The sequence below is a fragment of the Shewanella sp. SM71 genome (genome assembly GCF_025653905.1).
GTDB classification, from domain to species: Bacteria; Pseudomonadota; Gammaproteobacteria; order Enterobacterales; family Shewanellaceae; genus Shewanella; species Shewanella oncorhynchi.
Window position 1 is genome coordinate 104,101 of the sequence record NZ_JAKKRW010000005.1, and the last position, 19,021, is coordinate 123,121.

General features: G+C 43.6%; 18 protein-coding genes. 8 read left to right on the top strand and 10 right to left on the bottom strand.

The features are described 5' to 3' along the window. Nucleotides 1-39 precede the first annotated feature (39 nt). On the bottom strand, nucleotides 40-921 hold the full coding sequence (locus L5L97_RS06560; protein WP_028759678.1) for a LysR family transcriptional regulator: 882 nt from the start codon (nucleotides 919-921) through the stop codon (nucleotides 40-42). A 123-nt stretch (nucleotides 922-1,044) separates the two neighbouring features. Next, nucleotides 1,045-2,073 carry a porin gene (locus L5L97_RS06565; RefSeq protein WP_263181487.1) on the bottom strand — a complete coding sequence of 343 codons (1,029 nt, stop codon included), beginning with the start codon at nucleotides 2,071-2,073 and terminating at the stop codon, nucleotides 1,045-1,047. A 226-nt stretch (nucleotides 2,074-2,299) separates the two neighbouring features. Between L5L97_RS06565 and L5L97_RS06570 the strand changes: the two genes are divergently transcribed. After that, nucleotides 2,300-4,069: a flavocytochrome c gene (locus tag L5L97_RS06570; RefSeq protein WP_263181488.1), complete on the top strand. Its 1,770-nt coding sequence runs from the start codon at nucleotides 2,300-2,302 to the stop codon at nucleotides 4,067-4,069. Between the two features lie 466 nt (nucleotides 4,070-4,535). On the opposite strand, the gene L5L97_RS06575 is transcribed toward L5L97_RS06570, so the two are convergent. Beyond that, nucleotides 4,536-4,961 carry an efflux RND transporter permease subunit gene (locus tag L5L97_RS06575; protein WP_372834732.1) on the bottom strand — a complete coding sequence of 142 codons (426 nt, stop codon included), beginning with the start codon at nucleotides 4,959-4,961 and terminating at the stop codon, nucleotides 4,536-4,538. A 116-nt stretch (nucleotides 4,962-5,077) separates the two neighbouring features. Here L5L97_RS06575 and L5L97_RS06580 point away from each other — a divergent pair, with 116 nt between their 5' ends. Further along, on the top strand, nucleotides 5,078-5,350 hold the full coding sequence (locus tag L5L97_RS06580) for a sensor histidine kinase (RefSeq protein ID WP_317629526.1): 273 nt from the start codon (nucleotides 5,078-5,080) through the stop codon (nucleotides 5,348-5,350). A gap of 609 nt (nucleotides 5,351-5,959) precedes the next feature. Then, nucleotides 5,960-6,556 (top strand): tRNA (pseudouridine(54)-N(1))-methyltransferase TrmY, encoded by a 597-nt coding sequence (gene trmY, locus L5L97_RS06585; protein ID WP_263162830.1) that lies wholly within the window; start codon nucleotides 5,960-5,962, stop codon nucleotides 6,554-6,556. 85 nt (nucleotides 6,557-6,641) lie between these two features. On the opposite strand, the gene L5L97_RS06590 is transcribed toward trmY, so the two are convergent. Continuing rightward, nucleotides 6,642-7,508, bottom strand: a complete 867-nt coding sequence (locus tag L5L97_RS06590; RefSeq protein ID WP_263162827.1) for a LysR family transcriptional regulator — start codon at nucleotides 7,506-7,508, stop codon at nucleotides 6,642-6,644. Between the two features lie 117 nt (nucleotides 7,509-7,625). Between L5L97_RS06590 and L5L97_RS06595 the strand changes: the two genes are divergently transcribed. Next, the gene (locus L5L97_RS06595; protein WP_263148935.1) at nucleotides 7,626-8,732 is read left to right on the top strand and encodes an NADH:flavin oxidoreductase/NADH oxidase; all 1,107 of its coding nucleotides are present in this window, start codon (nucleotides 7,626-7,628) and stop codon (nucleotides 8,730-8,732) included. 260 nt (nucleotides 8,733-8,992) lie between these two features. On the opposite strand, the gene L5L97_RS06600 is transcribed toward L5L97_RS06595, so the two are convergent. Both L5L97_RS06600 and L5L97_RS06605 read right to left on the bottom strand, forming a co-directional pair. Next, nucleotides 8,993-10,780, bottom strand: coding sequence for a DUF3413 domain-containing protein (locus tag L5L97_RS06600; RefSeq protein ID WP_263138480.1), 1,788 nt, complete (start codon nucleotides 10,778-10,780; stop codon nucleotides 8,993-8,995). 66 nt (nucleotides 10,781-10,846) lie between these two features. After that, nucleotides 10,847-11,065 carry a YejL family protein gene (locus L5L97_RS06605; protein ID WP_011847036.1) on the bottom strand — a complete coding sequence of 73 codons (219 nt, stop codon included), beginning with the start codon at nucleotides 11,063-11,065 and terminating at the stop codon, nucleotides 10,847-10,849. 77 nt (nucleotides 11,066-11,142) lie between these two features. Here L5L97_RS06605 and yejK point away from each other — a divergent pair, with 77 nt between their 5' ends. Continuing rightward, a complete protein-coding gene (gene yejK / locus L5L97_RS06610) occupies nucleotides 11,143-12,171 on the top strand; it encodes a nucleoid-associated protein YejK (RefSeq protein ID WP_263181489.1) in 1,029 nt (342 codons plus the stop codon). Nucleotides 12,172-12,282: 111 nt separating this feature from the next. Here yejK and L5L97_RS06615 read toward each other — a convergent pair whose 3' ends face one another. Continuing rightward, on the bottom strand, nucleotides 12,283-13,284 hold the full coding sequence (locus L5L97_RS06615; protein WP_263181490.1) for a cytochrome-c peroxidase: 1,002 nt from the start codon (nucleotides 13,282-13,284) through the stop codon (nucleotides 12,283-12,285). Between the two features lie 482 nt (nucleotides 13,285-13,766). Here L5L97_RS06615 and L5L97_RS06620 point away from each other — a divergent pair, with 482 nt between their 5' ends. Together L5L97_RS06620 and L5L97_RS06625 are read left to right on the top strand one after the other, a co-directional pair. After that, nucleotides 13,767-14,639: a 6-carboxytetrahydropterin synthase gene (locus L5L97_RS06620; protein WP_028759687.1), complete on the top strand. Its 873-nt coding sequence runs from the start codon at nucleotides 13,767-13,769 to the stop codon at nucleotides 14,637-14,639. Nucleotides 14,640-14,937: 298 nt separating this feature from the next. Beyond that, the gene (locus tag L5L97_RS06625; protein WP_372838946.1) at nucleotides 14,938-15,876 is read left to right on the top strand and encodes a M23 family metallopeptidase; all 939 of its coding nucleotides are present in this window, start codon (nucleotides 14,938-14,940) and stop codon (nucleotides 15,874-15,876) included. A 154-nt stretch (nucleotides 15,877-16,030) separates the two neighbouring features. Here L5L97_RS06625 and L5L97_RS06630 read toward each other — a convergent pair whose 3' ends face one another. The 3 genes from L5L97_RS06630 to L5L97_RS06640 all read right to left on the bottom strand — a co-directional run bounded on the left by L5L97_RS06630 (nucleotide 16,031) and on the right by L5L97_RS06640 (nucleotide 17,953). Further along, nucleotides 16,031-16,291 carry a DUF5062 family protein gene (locus L5L97_RS06630; RefSeq protein ID WP_263181491.1) on the bottom strand — a complete coding sequence of 87 codons (261 nt, stop codon included), beginning with the start codon at nucleotides 16,289-16,291 and terminating at the stop codon, nucleotides 16,031-16,033. A gap of 291 nt (nucleotides 16,292-16,582) precedes the next feature. Beyond that, nucleotides 16,583-17,266 (bottom strand): VOC family protein, encoded by a 684-nt coding sequence (locus L5L97_RS06635; protein WP_263181492.1) that lies wholly within the window; start codon nucleotides 17,264-17,266, stop codon nucleotides 16,583-16,585. Nucleotides 17,267-17,440: 174 nt separating this feature from the next. Beyond that, on the bottom strand, nucleotides 17,441-17,953 hold the full coding sequence (locus L5L97_RS06640; protein ID WP_028759690.1) for a murein L,D-transpeptidase family protein: 513 nt from the start codon (nucleotides 17,951-17,953) through the stop codon (nucleotides 17,441-17,443). A gap of 172 nt (nucleotides 17,954-18,125) precedes the next feature. Here L5L97_RS06640 and L5L97_RS06645 point away from each other — a divergent pair, with 172 nt between their 5' ends. Beyond that, nucleotides 18,126-18,983 (top strand): ion transporter, encoded by an 858-nt coding sequence (locus tag L5L97_RS06645; RefSeq protein WP_028759691.1) that lies wholly within the window; start codon nucleotides 18,126-18,128, stop codon nucleotides 18,981-18,983. Nucleotides 18,984-19,021: the final 38 nt, after the last annotated feature.

Here is a 19,021-nt window from a genome sequence, read left to right on the forward strand (position 1 = left end):
TTCACCTAGTAAGAATAGCTGGTATACATATATTATATTTTACAGTAGCTTACTAAAGGCTAGGAAACTCATGCTTAATGCAGATAATTCTTCTCCTTCACGCTGAATTGACCAATAAGTTCGTTTATAATCCCATCCATCCACAGGTAATAAAATAAGGTCTTTTCTTGCTAATTCAGCGTCAATCGCTAATAGGGGTAATACACTCAAACCTATACCTGTTCCAATTGCCCTTTTAATAGAGCCAATGGTTGACATGCAGATTTCATCACGAACGTGAATATTTAAGCTTTTTAATAGCTGAATTGCACGAATTCGAGAGAACGATGATTCATGGTCGAATATCCACAATTGTTCACTAAGCCAAGATTTTGTATTTAAACCATTCGCAGCAGGATGAGTTACGCCACTCACAATGCAAAGATTATCTTGTAACCAATGCTCACAAATGAGATTTTTACTCGCGGGTTTAGCATCAATAAAGCCTAAGTCTAGTTCTTTTTCTGAAACCATTTTTTCAATAACTAAACTATTATCAATGACTAGTTTTATTTTTACATCGGGATATTGGTTCTTAAATAATGGAATTTTTTTAGATAATACATAGTTACCAGCAGTCTTACTGCTCCCAATGGTTAACGTCCCCTTAATGCCATGTTCAGGGAATGAAAATATATTTTCTAACTCTTTTCCCTTGGATAGCATTTCATTAGCATAAGGTAATATTATTTCTCCATGCGCATTTACAACCAAACCTCCCGCCACTCGCTCAAATAATCTGCAGCCTAAAGAACTTTCTAATTCTTTAAGTGCCATACTTACAGCAGGCGTTGACATATGAAGTACTTTTGCCGCTTTTGAGATCTGCCTCTCAGAATGTATGGCTTTAAAGATCATCAATTGTCTTAATGTTATCCGCATCAAATGCTCCGCGAGGGGGAAATCAGTTATACTAGCAGTATAATAGTTTAAAACGATAAATAATTAACATGATAAATATCTGATTTTTATAAAGCGGCTATTTAGCCGCTTTATCTATAGAGGTTAAAATAGATATCTTGTAGATACAAAAATGAGAGTGTCATCAAACTCAGTATGTCCTTTGACGTCAGTATAGTCACCATCAAAATAGGAAATACCTACCCCAAAAGTCAAATCCTTTTGAGCCTTAAAATCAACGCCTACTGAATATTGACTTACATCACTCTCTTTTAGTGTTTTTAGATCTGCTCCGGCATTTTTTGTCACTTTACCCAGCCCAGCATCATCTTTTAAATATTGAAATTTTATATCATATTTATTAATAGGAACAACCATACTTAACAGGTAGGAGTTACCTTTAATATTATCATAAATACTTGACTCAGAGCGCTGGTACATCGCCCCCAATTTTACGGATGAAATAGCAACACCACCCACCAGTCTTGTTGCCTCTAACTGGTTCAATCCATCAGCATAGGCTATTGAAATATAGTGACTATTCTTTTTAAGTGCAGCATCGCCTAGGGAAAAACTAATTGCATAATTGTTTTGTTTATCAGAAAGTTCTGGATTTTTTTGATTAAAATCCTTATCAAAAACATAACTAATTCCCATAGTAACACCTGCGACCTTAGCGCTATTTAATGTTACCGAATCGCCTAATCTATCGTTACCTGCAATGATCATATTCATATCGCTTGAGGTAATATTAAATAAATCCACTTTACCTTCAGCACTTTTAAAAACGGTATCATTTCTTCCGAAAACAGCTGAACCATAGTTAGTTTTAAAACCTAAGTATGAGTTTCTCGGTTTGAAAATATTAGAATCATCGTTATCAAAGCTTTCTATCCCTGCTTCAAATTTATATAACAAGCTAAAATTATCATATACACTATACTCTCCTTTAACGCCTAAATATGATGCATAATTTTCAAGGGAAAATCCATCAACTTTTTCGTTACCAGAAAGACCATTACTTGAGTTGGCCACACCAAGCCACAGTCTTCCATAAAAATCTAGTGGCTCAGATAAAGCTGGAGTTGAACAAATTAAAATAAAACTAAAACCAATATATTTAGTGTTTTTCATCGGCATCACCTTTTTAGAATGTAAAAGCAATGCCATATTAGAGATTTAAGCAAACACATCTCCGCTTTAGATCACATCTAATCAACAAAAATATCGAGTTAAGCATAACTTAAAGTGTGTTAAGTTATATTTAACAATTTCAATTTATTGCTCAATGTCACTATTTAAAAAAATTAAGAAACTATCATCACGCCAAATCTTACCAAAATAAAAACTGGAGAATTGCATGAAGATAAAATACTTGAGTATTATTGTCTGTTCGATTTTAACGGCGTCATCATGGGCTGCTGATAATAAAAATGATTTAGCATCATTCCATAAAGATGTTAATGGTTGTAAAACCTGCCATACAGCACCCAATAAAGTGAGCGATAGCGAGACATTTGAAAATAAACAATGTAAATCCTGCCATGGTGATTATGGAAAACTAGCAAATCCCAAACTAGAAATTGACCCACATTCTTCACACTTAGGTGATATTAATTGTACGTCTTGTCATAAAGGACATGAACAACCAGAGTTATATTGTAATGAATGTCATTCATTTAAAGGGCTCGACATGCCTTTTAATAAAGCAAAATCCAAAGAACCGTGGGACAAAGGTTGGGATAATGAAGCCATAAATAAAGCGATAGCTGCAGGTCCTAAAGAAACAACGGATGTGATTGTTGTTGGAGCCGGTAGTGCTGGGTTTAATGCTGCGATTGCAGCTAAAAAGGCGGGGGCTAACGTTATATTGCTTGATAAAGCACCATTTAGTGGTGGTAACTCTATGCTCGCCGCAGGCGGGTATAATGCTGTGGGTACAGTTCAGCAAAAAGATCATAAAGTCGATGATAAAATCGAATGGTATGTCGAAGATACAATGAAAGGCGGTCGATATGCTAACGACCCTAAATTGGTACAAATATTAGCGGAGCAATCGGCTGATGGCATTAAATGGTTAGAATCTTTGGGCGCCAATATGGATGATTTAAAACGCTCTGGCGGTGCTAGAGTCGATAGAACACATCGTCCATCTGGTGGGTTAAGTGTTGGTCCACATATTATTGATGTACTAAGAAAAGCATCGGATAAAGAAGGGGTTGATACAAGACTCAACTCCAAAGTTGTTAAACTGGTTGTTGATGATGAACAAAAAATTGTGGGTGTTGTCATCCACGGTAAACACTCTGGTCACTATATGGTTGCAGCTAAGTCAGTTGTTTTAGCCACAGGTGGTTATGGGTTTAACAAAGAAATGATTGCTTTTTATCGTCCTACATTTAAAGGCATGACAAGTTCAAATAATATCACTTCAACTGGGGATGGTATTGAACTTGCTAAAGCAGTCGGTGCAAGTATGACTGATATTGATTGGATCCAGACACATCCAACAGTAGGAAAAGATAGCCGTATATTAATTTCAGAAACGGTTCGAGGTGTCGGGGCTATAATGGTTAATAAAGAAGGCAATCGCTTTATCAATGAATTAACGACTCGAGATAAAGCCTCCGATGCCATTCTAAAACAACCTGAACAATATGCTTGGCTAGTATTTGATAATGAATTATATAAAAAAGCTAAAATGGTTCAGGGGTATGATCATTTAGAAATGCTTGAAAAGGCCAATACTGTTGCAGAGCTTGCAAAAATAACAGGAATGACCCCAAGTGTTTTAGACAAAACTATCACAAACTACAACCATTATTTCAAACAGGGTAAAGATGAGGCATTTAACCGTGAGCAGATGCCGCTATCAATAGAAAAATCTCCTTATTATGCCGTAAAAGTTGCTCCTGGCATCCATCATACTATGGGGGGAGTTGCCATTGACACTAAAGCTGAAGTACTCGATATACAAAGCCAACCGCTCAAAGGTTTATTTGCGGCGGGAGAGGTGACTGGTGGTGTTCATGGGTATAATCGACTGGGTGGGAATGCTGTCGCTGATACTGTGATTTTCGGTAAAATCGCAGGGACAAATGCTGCCAAACATGCTCTAAATACAAAGTAACGCTAAATCAGTGAGAGACTCGTTATTGTCTCTCACAACATCTCAAGTTTTATTCATCGTAAATATTAGCAATAAAATTATTGCTTGAGTTAAAGTACTCCCCTGCTATTTTTTGAGAGGCTAATGTAGTCTCTCTTTTTTATTTGTCGGCAGAATTAGATTCGATGGATTTTGCTCACTTTTCGATGGCTTCATCTTTTTAGATAGCGCGGGAATATTGGCGAAATGTACTTACTCTTTCCATGAATCGAATAATACACTGTAGGCGAGTCCAGCATCGCACCACTTCTTAGAGAACCAATTACAGATTTGAACGTCTGAACCTTAAGCCGGATACGCAGTAACGATTACTATCACTGAACCTACATTTCCAGCGTTTAAAATTATTACACATATATTGATCAGCTTTAATGCTCAATAGGATTGTGTTGGTAGACTTTCCTACAGAGCATCAAAGCGGGTGAGACTATTTGGCAGTATTATGCCGCGCAAGCCAGGCACTCAAGCGCTCTTGTGTGCCGATGACAAAGACAAAGAACGCCGGTACGAAGAATATTGCCAGCAAGGTAACACTGAGCATGCCACCGAATACGCCAGTACCGATTGCATGCTGAGTTTCGGCGCTGGCACCGCTCGCCAGCATTAAGGGTACCACTCCGAGAGTAAATGCCAGCGACGTCATCAGAATTGGCCGTAGACGCAGGCGTGCTGCGGTCACTGCAGCATCTATCAGCGTATGGTCCTCGGCATGCAATTGGCGGGCGAACTCGACGATGAGGATAGCATTTGTTGCCGATAGGCCGAGGTGGTGGCTAGGGTGCAGGCGGTACTGCGACGCGCCCGCACTAACACGCTCATAAATACCCAAATGTTGCGCGTTGGTCCGTTCCAAATCGACTTAGACCGTCACGAGGCTAGCGTAATCTGTAACGATCAGCAGGAGGCACTGGATCTGACCTTGACCGAGTTCAAAATACGCGCCAGCATGCAGAACCTGGCACTTTGACTGTGCGACTCTACTGCTCGGGGGCAAGTTGTTATCTAACCGTAGAAGATGAAGGCCCTGGTATTCCTGATGAAGCCGCAAGCTACATATTCGAGGCATTTCGCCGAGTTGATCCGTCTCGCTCTCGAAATAGTGGTGGCAGTGGGCTCGGCCTCGCAGTGGTTAAAACAATTGCTGAAGCTCACGGCGGCCACGTGGTCTGCCAGCCATCGGGTCGTGGAGGAACAATATTCATCCTTTCTTGGCCTGTCAAAGCTGGTTTAGGACCTCCTTAACTATGTCCTGGTGATTCCTGCACGTATGGTCACCACGCCAGAGCACATTGCTGAATCGGGAAAATGCAGGGATTGTAGGTATTCCCTAGATCCCTTTGGTTGTTATCCGATATTGATTACAACTAATGGGATGTTATTTTGTTTGAATACGCTCAATTTGTTGTACTTGTAGTCTTGATATCGCATTTGCGTGTAACTGTACATAAATTGTTGAGGTAATTAAAACGTGCAAAATTACATGATTTATGTTTAAATTTAGCAGGTTATGATTAAACGGTTCACTGTTATAGAGTGTCAGAGGGCGGAGGTTCGAATCCTCTCATACCGACTAAATTAGATGCTTAATTGTTAGTTTGTTTTAATCATTAAAATAACCAGCAGTTAAGTTAAACAAAACCCCGTGTTAGCATTGCTATACGGGTTTTGTTTTTTATACGTTTTCGCTGCCGATATGACTAACGCTGCTTGCGACTAAGGTTCAAGTTCGAGTGATTAGGCTGGCTTTGGCACAGCAAAAGGCAAAAATTTTCAAGGCGAAATCGTCAATTTCACAAATTATATGCATCCGCCATTTAGCATTTAAGACATTATTGAGTAGGACATTTACCTATGCGCGCGTTTGTTTTACGAGCAAGATCAGCACCTACTGACAGTCAGTTGTTTTTGGCTTCTGTCGGCCAAGAGGCGCATACCGAGATTTTAGCTCATACCCTGATGAACACTATCTTTGTGGCTCAGTCCCATCGAAACGATGTTGTCGTTTATTTGGTGCTAGAAAGTACCCATGATTTTTCCCGCACTATCTGCTTCGATACTCGAAATATTTGCCATATTGGTGGTTTTCACGAGCAAGCTTTGCTCACTAAAATTGCCAAAGCCTTAGATATTTCTCGGGGCATGACGAAGGAGCAAACCCGTGTTGTTGACGAGGGCATCAGTGTCAGTACCACCAGTTTTGAAAAGCTGGTACAGGACCTCGCGGTGGATTATCAATTGTTTATGATGGATAAGAAGGGTACATCAATCCGTGAGCAAGAATTTGTGGGTAATCCGTGCTTTTTACTGACCGATCATATTCCTATGCCGAAGAAAAGTTTTAATACCTTGAAACGACTCGGTGCGCAAAAGATCAGCTTAGGGCCAAAGATGCTGTTTGCTTCTCAGTGCGTGGTATTGATCCATAATGAATTGGATATCAATCAATAGCCTCTGAGTCTTATGTATCCGTTGCTAACGCTGACTATTCCTGTGTGGCAACGTGTGTGTCGAGCCCTATTTTTTAATGGGGGTTTTATATTTTCCCCTTTAAAAATGTAATCGCTTTTTGGGCTCTGCGTGACAAGGGCCATTCCGCGCGGTGGATAAACCAAATGGTGTCTACAACTTGGCTGCCACATTCCACAACATAGATATCTTCTTGTCGTTCAAAGGCTTTGCGGGCGTATTGCGGGATAACCGTAAATCCTAGCCCTTTTGCTACAGGTTCGAGAATGAGGCTGATTTGGTTGGTAAATCCCTTGCAGGGGATCTCTTGAATGCCGGGGTGAGTTGGATATTTACGGCTAAGCAGCCGAGTCGCCATAGCCTCACCATCGGGATGGGAGATAAACCCTAGCCGTTGTAAATCAGTCCATTCATGTTGTTTATGGCTCGCCGGTACCACAAGTTCAAGTGGCTCTTCGGTAAAATGTGTGCTGTGAATACGAGGATCGGAAGGTTTTAAGGTGACCATGCCGATTTCATGTTCATTGGCCAACACTGAGGCCACTATCTCACTGTCAGGTGCAAAACGGTGGCGAATGCTTAACGCCGGAAAGGCTTGTTGTAATTCGATTAATAGCGGAAAGAGCGTTAAACCAATGCTACCTGGAGTGATAAGGCTAATATCACCGACATTGGCATCATCATGGATCAGTTTTTGCTGTAAGCGCTTTTGCGCACATTCAACTTCTTTGACGTAGGTCAGCAGGTTTTCCCCAATGGGAGTGATTTCAAGCTGGCGGGTGCGTCGTAAAAACAGTGTGCCGTAGGTTTCTTCTAAGCGACTGATATGCTGACTCACGGCCGCTTGGGTGATACCTATGGCTTCGGCGGTGCGGGTGAAATTCCCTTTCTCGACTAGCACGCTAAAGGTGTGTAACCACTGTGGATTTATCATAAGTAAAATTTATCAAATCTATAATCTGTATGTGCTTTTAATTATGGCACGATAAGACTAGTCTGTCGTCATTCAGTATTCAAATACCTTTTGATCTTAATAGACACAGGAAACACCATGGCCGATCTATTTTCATCCTTTAAACTTAAAGACATTACTCTCAAAAATCGTATTGCCGTTGCGCCCATGTGCCAATATCAAGCCACTGATGGACTTATCAACGACTGGCATCAGGTGCATTACACTAGCCTTGCCCGTGGCGGTGCCGGTCTTGTTGTGGTTGAAGCCACTGCAGTTTCTCCTGAAGGACGTATTACCCCCAAATGCCTTGGGTTATGGAATGACGAACAAGCACAAGGCTTAGCAAAAGTGGCTAGTGCGATTAAAAATGCGGGTGCTGTTGCAGGCATTCAGATTGGTCATGCAGGCCGTAAAGCGAGTGCCAATATCCCGTGGGAAGGGGATGACCATATTGCCGATGATGATGCGCGAGGTTGGCAACCGATTGCACCATCAGCCGTCGCCTTTGGGGCAAATTTACCTAAAGTGCCTACCGCTATGACAATTGAAGATATTGAGCGGGTTAAAGCCGACTTTGTGGCGGCGGCAAAGCGTGCTTTAGCGGCAGGATTTGAATGGTTAGAACTGCATTTCGCCCACGGTTATTTAGCCCAAAGCTTCTTTTCAACCTATGCTAATCAACGCACCGACCAATACGGTGGCAGTGCGGAAGGACGCGGACGCTTTTTGTTAGAAACCATTGCCGCGGTAAGAGACGTTTGGCCATCGCATTTACCCTTAACGGCGCGATTTGGTGTGATTGAATTCGACCATAAAGATGAAGAAACACTGACGGAATCGATAGCCTTGGTGAAGCAATTTAAGCAAGCGGGGCTCGATATGCTGAACGTCAGCATTTGCTTCTCGACTCCAACGGCAAATATTCCATGGAGTCCTGCATTTTTGGCGCCTATTGCAGCGCGGGTTCGTCAAGAAGTGGGGTTCCCCGTTGCGACTTCTTGGGGTATGGATGATCCACATCAAGCCAATGCGGCCATTGAAGATGAGCAAATGGATTTAGTGATGATAGGTAAAGCGTTTTTAGCGAATCCACATTGGCCATATCAAGCGGCGCAAACCTTGAAAATTGCGCGCCCATCTTGGGTATTACCCGCTTCCTACGCCCATTGGTTAGCACGCTACTCTACGGTTAAAGCCGATTGATTGTAGAGTGACTTGAGTTGATTTAAACCTAAGCCTTAAAAAGCCGTTATCTAAAGATAGCGGCTTTTGGCTTTAGTGGCAGGTAAGGTCCATCATAAGAGACTAGCTACAAGAGACTAGATTCAAGATACTGGCCACGCAGCCTTCAACCCACGCAGTTAAATCCAAGCTTCGTGCATTTTGTATTCATCCAGTCACTAGGGAATAAAAAAAGCCCCAATCCTTTAGGAATGGGGCTTTCTTAACTAAGATGATGAAGCTCAGTGGTTATAGAAACGTCGACCTTCACGCATCACTTCAATTAATTCAGGCGCGCTCATTTTTTTATTGAGCCTATGTTCATAGTTTTCATCGTAAATACGATATTTACCGTGGCGGTCAATCACTGTCACTTCTGCTTCTTGATAGATAGCAAAAATACGGCTATCACCTATATAGATCCACGTTTCTTTGTCAGGTTGTAATAGGCTGCGGCCAGCGCTGTAATCTGTCGTGTTATTGGTGCAACCTAGCACGTGGGTCATTAAAGTCGGCGCAATGCCGTAATGGCTGGTGCGGTATTTGACCTTAGAAGCACCCGTATTCGGCCAGTGGATCACTAATGGCACTTTGACACTCTGTGGTGACAGGTTGCGATTAGCTTCATCACTGTTGCTGGTGAACATTTTGCCATTGACCCCAGTGATAATCACTAAGGTGTCGTTGGACACATTGGCCAGCATCGCCTTGAGTTGTTGATCGACAAAATACAGAGATTGGCGATATTGATTAAACAATACTTTTTGCGCTGGCATAAGGTCGGTATCGGCTTTCACAGTTTCGATACCCAGAAAACCCACGGGAGTATCAAAATTTTCTGGCGCTTTTAAGTTAACGAGCGCCAACCAAGGCTTATGTTGGATGCTGTGCCACTCGTTAAAACTGGCCACTGTGTGCAAATCGGCATCGGCACTGCCATTGGTTTCTTTGGCTATGACAGGATTAAAGTCATTAAACATCGCCTGTGATGAACGCAAATTGAGATTGGTTTCAGGGAGGAAAAGCCCCAATTCATAGCCTGCTTGTTGAAAACTTCTGGTCAGTAAAGGACTGGTGCTATTAAAAATTCGCGCATCGCCATAACTGCCTTGCAGGCCATAGAGTAGTGAAAACATGCCCGTTCTAAATTGGTTGCCGCCGCTGAAATGCTGGGTAAAAGATTGATTATTTTCAGTGTATTGGTGTAGGAATGGCATGCTTTTGCCATCGACCATATCCGCCCGCAAACTGTCGATGGTAATCATCAACACGTTGATTTTCGTGTCGGCCTGGCAGGTGAGTGGCTGCTCTGGATAGCTGAGTACACTGGTGTTGTGATTGACGTCATCGCCTTGGTATGAACCATCGATACCGTGACTTTCCATAAAGGAGCGAGCAGTCGCGGGATAAGATAAAGGATAAGTATCGTCGAAACGGGTAATTTCGGTGATATCGGCGGCATCGGCCCAAATGTGGATCAAGTGGCTGCTGATAAAACAGATACACACTAAGGTGATAACTTTATTGCCTAAATTGAGTTTTTGGATTTTCTCTATGCGTTTCCACAAAAAATTGGCCATGGTCAGTTCAATGGCGATGATGGCCAGCGGTGTGACGATATAAGAAGTACCACGGAGCAGGGCATTGAGATCCGCCCAAGCTAAATCGAAGGCGAAGGGGCTCAAGTGCATGCCGTAATCGGCGTAAACAATGGTATCGTACAATAAGATACAAAGACTTAGGGTCGCGATCACCGCCGCGACACCTCTTAATATCTTTGAATAGGGCAATATCAAGGTTAGTGGAAATAGGCAGATCAAATAGGCGATAAAGGCGAGAAAGCTAAACTGACCAATAGTGCTGACGCTCAGATAAAACCAGCCATACCAAGTTTCTGGATAACCCACGCTGCCAAGGTATCGGCTTCCGACTATCATGGCTAATAAACCATTGAAGAAGGCGAACCAATGCCCCCAGTTGATGAGCCGGGAAACCCGATCGCGGCTCATTTGCTTTTTTCGCTCGACCATAGTGATCCGCTTATTCCTAAAAGGCCTTGTATCTTATATTCTTTTGATGATTATTACCCAGTTAACTTACTGGGATTTAACCGATTGTGCGAGTGCTTTTGCAAATTGTTCGGCCACGGCTTGGCGCGATTCGCTGGGCACTTTACGTTCTAGCAAGTTAGTCACGCAGTTACCCAATGCCATCAGGCTCAGGTCAGTCGGTGCTTTATGCTTTTCTAACACAGCCAATATTTCGGCGATTAATGATTCAACTTGGGTGTTTGAGTATTTCGATTGGATTGCCATAATCAAAAAATGTTTCACTTTGGAATGGATTAGCGGCATATAATAGCGGATTTATCCCAGTATCACTATCAGGGCTTATGAGTATTAACATCGAACACGCAATTATTCACGAGATTTCTCAGGACAGTCAGGGGCAATTACGCTGCCGTTTACGTCCTCAACCTCTGCTGAACGGTCAGGCGGTCGAGGTGATGCTGGACGAATTGCATCAGACTTATACCAGTAAAGCGGGTAAGGGATTCGGCTATTTCGGCATTCACGGTGACGACGGTGAGGCTAACCCCGCCTTTGCGACGGCCTTGAGCGCTTACCGTAGCGGCGAGCTCGGTTTTGTGGAGTTTTCGGGGCAAGCCAGTAAATTGCTGCAGGAAGAACTGGCAAAATATGATTTTAGCCAAGGCGGATTCCTGCTGATGTCCTGCTACACCAGCATCACCAGCGATTACCTGTTTGTCGCCCTATTAAGTGCTAAGTCGTCGATGACAGTGTTAGACGATATGGAACTGTCGCAAAATAACCACTTGGATTTAAACAATATCCAATTGGCAGCGCGTATCGATTTAACCGAGTGGCAGGCCGATAAGGATTCACGCAAGTACATTTCCTTTATCCGTGGCCGCGCGGGGCGAAAAGTTGCTGACTTTTTCCTCGACTTTATGGGCTGCGTCGAAGGGGTGAATACTAAGGCGCAAAACAAAACCTTGATGAATGCGGTGGAGGATTTTGTTGCCAGCAGTGAATTGACTAAAGAAGAACGCCAGCAATGTCGCAATAAAGTGTTTGAATATTGCAGTGAGCGTTTCGATGAGGGCGCTGACATCGAGATCAAAGACTTGGCCGATGAGTTAGCCGATCAGGGTATGGATTCCTTCTACGATTTTGCCCGTGGTGGCAGCTATGAACTCGATGAAGAGTTTCCCGCGGATAAATCGACCCTACGTCAGTTGAAGAAGTTTTCGGGAACAGGCGGCGGCGTCACCTTAAGTTTCGATGGCGGCCACCTAGGCCAACGGGTGATTTACGATCCCATCTCCGACACCATTTTGATTAAAGGCGTACCGGCAAACTTGAAAGATCAGCTCGATCGACGTCTTAAGGGCGAATAATCCCATTGGGATAATATCGCTTAAGAATCAAGCATTAAACAAAAGACAAAGGCCGAGGATCATTCCTCGGCCTTTGTGTTTCTGACGCTTATAACGACACTAAGCGTTGCTCTACTGAGAGCCTGTCGCAAAAGGCACTGGTCGAGGCGTCTCTTTATTCGATGGCGGTAGAATTGGCAGCGTGATTTGTGGCTGTTCACCCGTGAGCGAATTAAGGAAGGCGACCATCTCTTTGACTTCTTTATCAGAGAGTTTTTGCCCTAATTGAATGTCTGCCATGGTATTCACCGCTTCTTCCAAGGTCCAAACACTGCCGTCGTGGAAGTAGGGATAGGTGAGTTCAATATTGCGCAGTGTGGGCACTTTAAAGACAAATTTATCCCCTTCTTTACCTGTGACACCCTTACGGCCTTCTGCTGGGTTATTGGTATGGAACGGCTTGATTAAACCCATCTTCATAAACATAGTGCCGCCTACCGCAGGGCCATTGTGGCAGCTCACGCAACCTTTATCCTTAAAGAGTTGATAACCCGCTTTGGCATCGGCGTTGATGGCATCTTGCTTACCCAGAAGATATTGATCGAAGGGGCTATTAGGGGTGACTAAGGTTTTCTCGAAGGTGGCAATCGCATCGGTTAAACGGTCAATGGTGACGTTTTCATCGCCATAAACCTTGGCAAAGCGTGCGCGATATGCAGGCATAGAGGCGATTGTTTTGGTCGCCAGTTCATGGGTAAAGCCCATTTCTTTCGGGTTGGTGATAGGGCCCGCAGCTTGTTCTTTCAAATCACTGGCGCGACCATCCCAAAATTGAGCCAGCATAAAGTCGGCATTAAGCACTGTGGGCGAGTTAATTGGGCCTTCCTGCCAATGGTGACCAATAGACGTTGGCAGTGCATCGACACCACCAGTGGATAAATTATGGCAAGAGTTACAAGAGATAAAGCCAGATTTAGACAGTCTGGGTTCGAAGAATAACATTTTACCTAATTCAACTTTTTCAGGTTCGGTGATCTTGGCTGCTGTAATGACTTCGATGGGTTCTGCACTGATAGCATGGGTACTGGCTAACATACCTGCGATGAAAATGGCGATAGATGTAAGTTTGGTCATCTTATTTCTCCCTGTATAACCTTGGTTTTTGTATGGTTTAACAGGGATGCTAGCGGTTAATGATGCTGAGTGATAATGCTTTGTTTCGATTGGGTCTATCGCTGTTGCGGATTAAGCTTTTGCGATCTAATTCGCTGTTTTTACGTTGTTATTTTGCTAGGTTGAGTGATGTTTCTGTTAAGGCTTTATCTGTTAATCGACAAGGTCGATGCATTGTTGCTTTCTGCCTATCGGTACCTGATGGTTGCAATGAGTTGCATTGCTGGATTTTCGAAAACCTGATACACACATCTGATACAAACATCTGATACAAAATATTGGGCCGAGTGGATTCATTTGTCGCGACAACAGACGGAATTGATTAGAATCTCCATTCATGTTGAGTTAACTCGTGTTGAGTGCCTCAAGTTAGCATGCTCGGCCATCGCCAAGCGGTGCTATAAAATTACATAGGCGGACTGTTTTTCTGCCGAGGAGCGTTAATGCAATTGTTTGTCAAAGATTTAACTGTGATCGATTTTTCCTATTTGTGCCCAAAGCGCGGCATGGTGGGGGAGAGTTGGATTGTTGATGTTCTGCTAGAGGGCGGATTAGACGAGCAAAACATGGTACTCGATTTTGCTAAAGTCAAACGCACGATCAAGCAAACCATAGATGCGGTGGCCGATCATCGTTTATTAGTGCCTACGGCCTGCAGCAGTGTGCGATGGCAACAGCAGGGCGATAGAGTATGGATGGATTTTGATAGTCAGTTAGGTGAAATTCATTTGGCCTGTCCTTCCCAAGCCTTTGCCTTAGTGCCGACCGAAGAGATTGATATTCCCAGCGTGAATGCCTTTTTACAGAAAGCGTTGCGCGAAGCTTTACCTAAAAATGTCGAAGGGATCACACTCACCTTGAGACACGAAATCCTCGATACGCCTTATTACCATTACAGCCATGGTTTACGTAAACATGATGGTAATTGTCAGCGTATCGCCCATGGGCATCGTAGTCCTATTCACGTTTATGAAAATGGCAGTCCAGCACCTAAGTGGGATGAGTATTGGGCCAAACGTTGGCACGATATTTATTTAGGCAGTGAAGAGGACTTGGTTTCAGTTAAGACCCTTAATCTTTCGCCGCAAACGCGGATAACCGATGACAGCCACTATGGTTTTCACTATCAAGCGCCCCAAGGGGATTTCCAATTGGCAATGCCAAAGGAATGCTGTGATTTAATTCCCCACGACACGACGGTTGAGTTGTTAGCCGATTATATTGCCACGACATTAGTCGCTAAAGTGCCAGGAAGTCAGTTTAAAGTGGTGGCGTTTGAAGGTGTTGGCAAGGGCGCGATCGTCGTTAAGGGATAGGCACTACGAGCTGATATAAGTGAATGGACTTAAACTATTCACCTTTTAATCACGGATTTAATAGGCCTCGGTAGATTATCGGGGCTTTTTTGTGGGTTTTTAGCATAGGCTGAACTGAAATTACGACAGGGATGTGGGTTTGCAGAATCGATTTTTATGGTGCGTTAGGTTAACGTGGCATTGATTGAATTCGGCTGCGTTTTGTGTCGCGATGAATGTATTGAGTGGGTCTTGATCCCTATTGCCCATCGATAAGGATTTTTTGAAGATGTTGGAAACTAGGATATTGGAAACTAAGATGCTGGAAAATAATAAGATGTTGAGAAATAAAGTATCGCAATTTTTATCTCACGGTGGAGTCCCCCTAAGTTCAAATCCAATACGCTGCTTATCGGCATTATTCACTTTGGGCCTAGTGCTCATTGCGCCTCAGGTACAAGCTGAGGTGAGTTTACAGGGTAAGTTAGAGCAAGGCGCATTAATGCGGGGTCAAGCGCCAGCGGGCACTCAGATTAGCTTAAATGGTGAAGCCATCAAGATCACGCCTGATGGTCATTTTGCCTTTGGTTTTGATCGCGACGGTGAACTGAGCCAGCAGCTAACCTTGGTTTATCCCGATGGTTTGACTGAGGTTAAGCCTTTAACCTTAACCAAGCGAGAGTACGATATTCAAAGTGTAAAGGGCATTAGCTCGAAGATTATGAAGCCCGATCCTGTCGCGCAGGAAAGAGCGGCGAAAGACACGGCGCAGGTGAAAGCGGCGCGGGCAACATTTAGTGAGCAAACTGCATTTTTACAGACGTTTATTTGGCCTTTGACGGGGCGTATTTCTGGTGTTTACGGTAGCCAGCGTATTTATAACGATGTACCCGGTAATCCACACTTTGGGGTGGATGTGGCGGCGAAAACCGGCACTGTAGTGGTCGCCCCCGCCGATGGTGTTATTAGTCTTTCTGTGCCTGACATGTTTTATTCGGGCGGGACTATGGTGATCGACCATGGTTATGGGGTGAGTTCGAGTTTTTTGCACTTGAGTAAATTGTACGTCAACGCGGGTGAAGTGGTTAAGCAAGGCCAAGCTGTTGCAGAGGTGGGCGCAACAGGCCGTGCAAATGGCCCACACTTAGATTGGCGAGTGAACTGGTATCAAATGCGCCTCGACCCTACAACCATAGTGCCGCCAATGGCAACAGTGCTGGCGAATGAGAAAGCTAACAAAGCGGCCAAAAAGGGCTAGGTTCGATATCCAGTTCTGGCTCACTTAAATGGCGCAATGATGCGCCATTTAATGGTGATCCTTATCGTGAACACTTAGTGAGTTGGTTTCTTTCTAGGCTAACTTCAAATGTCCGCTTGCCAATAATCATTTTTAACCGAGTCGTCTAAAAAGATTACTTCAACAGTGGATGATCAGCAGGCAGTTGGCGGGTGATCCATAAAATCAGTTTGTGTTTCATGTTTGGCCCATCTTCTTTATCTTTGGCCAGTGGCTGAATCAAGTTGTCGGTGATCAATAAACGGTAAATACATTCCACTTTGTCTTTGGGTGAGATGCCTTTGTCGAAGTCTGCATAGCCGCGTTTTTTGGCATAGCCCACGCCGATTTCCATGGCGAACTTCAATATTTGTGCTTCGTTCTTGTGTGGCTTCATTGGCGATCCTCTGTTTGCACATAGCATCCATCTACTGGACACGATAATTTGTGCCTGATGGCATCTGCGAGTTATATGTCCTAAGTTACGCTAAATATGCTGTTTTTTAGATTTAATTTTGGCGATTTTTGACAAAACCACCAAAAACTGACTTAAAAATAACGAGAATATTGAATTTGATTAAATTGTCATCAACTCAGATATTAACTCAGGTACTGTCGTAGGTTTTAGCTAAGGCAAGTGCCGATGAAAATCTAAGCTCAGTTTTATCTGCCTGAGTTTAAGTCTGACTTAACATTCAGATACTTGTTCGCTCGCGATGACCGCTTTTATGCCATGGGGATGTACTTTAATGCACACATTGCCGCGTTTAAAGGCGATAGTTGGATTGGCTAAACGTTCTTTATCGCCTTTGGGCGAGCTCATCTTGACCTTAATCTCAGCTTGGGATGGCAAGTCTGGTAATCTTGACTGCTCTGATTCAGCTGTCTGCTCAGATTGCGGCAATGGACTCAGTCCTTGGTTGAGTAAAGGGCGGAGTCTTGGACATAAGACCAGTAAATCTTGGCTCAAGGTATTGTAATCTTTGGCTTTAGAATCAATAACTAATTCTATGTGCTCCCAGCCTTCCTGTGGATAAACTTTATCACTAGGATAGGGAAGCTCGACGCAGGCAATGCTAAATTGACCGAGTGTGAGTGGCGTGTCTAGCTCGATGATCAGAATCGTACGGCCATTGATGATGTTGTCTGAAATGATTTTACCTATGCGGCTAAAGGCGTCGCGCAGGGCATCGGCACTGGCGATGGAATTGACGCGCAGCGCGACATGGTCGCAAACCAGTGCTTTATCTGCTAAGTCTAAGGTTTCAAGCAAGGCTAAAATCTGTGCTTCGAAGGCTGGCCAGCCTTGGATTAATTGCTCATAGCTGAGGTTTGCACTGTGCGGCGCAACAGGCTCGTTGAATTTAGGCATAAATACTCCAAGGCATTTCTATTGGCGTTAGTTTTATCCCTTAAGTAAATGACCGAGACTATTACAACTAACATCATGCTTTAAAAGGTTAAATAAAAACGCCCATTAAGCTGGGCGTGTTTGATATCGTTCAATTATCTATTTGGCATTTTGCCATTAGGAAGCGGGCTAAGATTAAGGCCAAATCTCAATCGGCGTTCCTTCATCGACCACTTTCCACACTTCATCCATTTCGGCGTTGGTAATCGCGATACAGCCGTCAGTCCAGTTGTATTGCTGAGCTTGTTCTGGCGGCAGTGAAGACTTAGGGTTTTGGCCGTGGATCATGATCATGCCTCCGGGTCTAATGCCCAAGGCTTTGGCTCTGAGTTTATCCTCTTCATTAGGATAGGAAATATGGATTGATTTATAATAAGCACTATCTGGCTTTTTATAATCTAGGGTATAACGCCCCTGTGGTGTGCGTTGATCGCCTTCCTTTAATTTGTGTCCAGCGGGTAGGTCACCCATTGCGATGCGATATTGTTTGAGCACTTTGCCATCGCGCAATAAAGCCATACTGGATTCGGATTTAGTGATCACCACCAGATCCACTTTACCCATGCCAGAGGCATGTAATTCGGGTGAAACGAGAGCCGCGATAGTCACAGTGAGAGATGTCAATGTGGAAAGTAGGGTGGCGCGCATGAAGTCCTCGAAAATAAACACAGGTTGTTGGCTTTTTTCGGCATCATACCGCAATTTTATCCTACTGTGAGTAGATAATTTTGAGCTAGGTGCAATTGCATGGCAGACTCGTGGCATATTTATGCTGTAATCCCTGTGTTAGTCAGTTTGTTGCAAGGAAGTAAAAGTTTGTATGTCTGAGAATATCGAATCCGAAAGCCCGTTAAAACGTCAATTACGTACCATTATTTTTGGCACTGATACTCCCGCTGGCCGCTATTTTGATATCGCCCTCATGGTGTGTATTGTGTTGAGTGTCGGCTTAGTGTTCCTCGACACAGTAGAGATATTCCATCGCGAATACGGCCAGCTTATTTCTGTGTTGGAATGGGTATTCACCATTATTTTTACGATTGAATATGGCCTACGCTTGTACTGCGCGACTCATCCAGTGTTATATGCTCGCAGCTTTTATGGTTTAGTGGATTTGTTATCGGTATTGCCAAGTTATCTGGCGTTGCTGATCCCTGGTGCTAACTTTACCTTAGTCATCCGGATACTTAGGCTGTTTAGGATTTTCCGCGTACTCAAATTACTGCGTTATTTGAGTGAAGGAAATGTTCTACTTAGGGCGATGATGCAGTCGAGTCGTAAGGTTTTTTTGTTTTTCTTCTCGGTCAGTTTGATCGTTATGGTACTGAGTTCAGTAATGTATGTGGTTGAAGGGCCTGATAATGGTTTCAGTTCAATCCCTAAATCTGTGTACTGGACAATTGTGACTATTACTACAGTCGGTTATGGCGACATTACCCCGAAAACCGGATTAGGTCAGGCGATTGCGGCTTTTACTATGCTGATTGGTTACTCGATTATCGCAATCCCAACGGGGATTTTAACCGCCGAGATATCCCAAGAAGTAGGGCGTCATCGAGATTTACGCTCGTGTAATCAATGTCATAAGACAGGTCATGATATTGATGCCATGTATTGTAGTCGTTGCGGATGTGAGTTAGATAGCTTGGATGTGCCCGTTGATAAAGGCGTTTCATGATGACTTCGGCGAACACTTTTTATTTTTTGTAGGTAAAA

Excerpts from the sequence above, each read along its gene's own strand:
- L5L97_RS06560 (WP_028759678.1), bottom strand. The coding sequence starts at position 921 with ATGCGGATAACATTAAGACAATTGATGATCTTTAAAGCCATACATTCT.
- L5L97_RS06565 (WP_263181487.1), bottom strand. The coding sequence starts at position 2,073 with ATGAAAAACACTAAATATATTGGTTTTAGTTTTATTTTAATTTGTTCA.
- L5L97_RS06570 (WP_263181488.1), top strand. The coding sequence starts at position 2,300 with ATGAAGATAAAATACTTGAGTATTATTGTCTGTTCGATTTTAACGGCG.
- trmY (WP_263162830.1), top strand. The coding sequence starts at position 5,960 with ATGCGCGCGTTTGTTTTACGAGCAAGATCAGCACCTACTGACAGTCAG.
- L5L97_RS06590 (WP_263162827.1), bottom strand. The coding sequence starts at position 7,508 with ATGATAAATCCACAGTGGTTACACACCTTTAGCGTGCTAGTCGAGAAA.
- L5L97_RS06595 (WP_263148935.1), top strand. The coding sequence starts at position 7,626 with ATGGCCGATCTATTTTCATCCTTTAAACTTAAAGACATTACTCTCAAA.
- L5L97_RS06600 (WP_263138480.1), bottom strand. The coding sequence starts at position 10,780 with ATGGTCGAGCGAAAAAAGCAAATGAGCCGCGATCGGGTTTCCCGGCTC.
- L5L97_RS06605 (WP_011847036.1), bottom strand. The coding sequence starts at position 11,065 with ATGGCAATCCAATCGAAATACTCAAACACCCAAGTTGAATCATTAATC.
- yejK (WP_263181489.1), top strand. The coding sequence starts at position 11,143 with ATGAGTATTAACATCGAACACGCAATTATTCACGAGATTTCTCAGGAC.
- L5L97_RS06615 (WP_263181490.1), bottom strand. The coding sequence starts at position 13,284 with ATGACCAAACTTACATCTATCGCCATTTTCATCGCAGGTATGTTAGCC.
- L5L97_RS06620 (WP_028759687.1), top strand. The coding sequence starts at position 13,767 with ATGCAATTGTTTGTCAAAGATTTAACTGTGATCGATTTTTCCTATTTG.
- L5L97_RS06625 (WP_372838946.1), top strand. The coding sequence starts at position 14,938 with ATGCTGGAAAATAATAAGATGTTGAGAAATAAAGTATCGCAATTTTTA.
- L5L97_RS06630 (WP_263181491.1), bottom strand. The coding sequence starts at position 16,291 with ATGAAGCCACACAAGAACGAAGCACAAATATTGAAGTTCGCCATGGAA.
- L5L97_RS06635 (WP_263181492.1), bottom strand. The coding sequence starts at position 17,266 with ATGCCTAAATTCAACGAGCCTGTTGCGCCGCACAGTGCAAACCTCAGC.
- L5L97_RS06640 (WP_028759690.1), bottom strand. The coding sequence starts at position 17,953 with ATGCGCGCCACCCTACTTTCCACATTGACATCTCTCACTGTGACTATC.
- L5L97_RS06645 (WP_028759691.1), top strand. The coding sequence starts at position 18,126 with ATGTCTGAGAATATCGAATCCGAAAGCCCGTTAAAACGTCAATTACGT.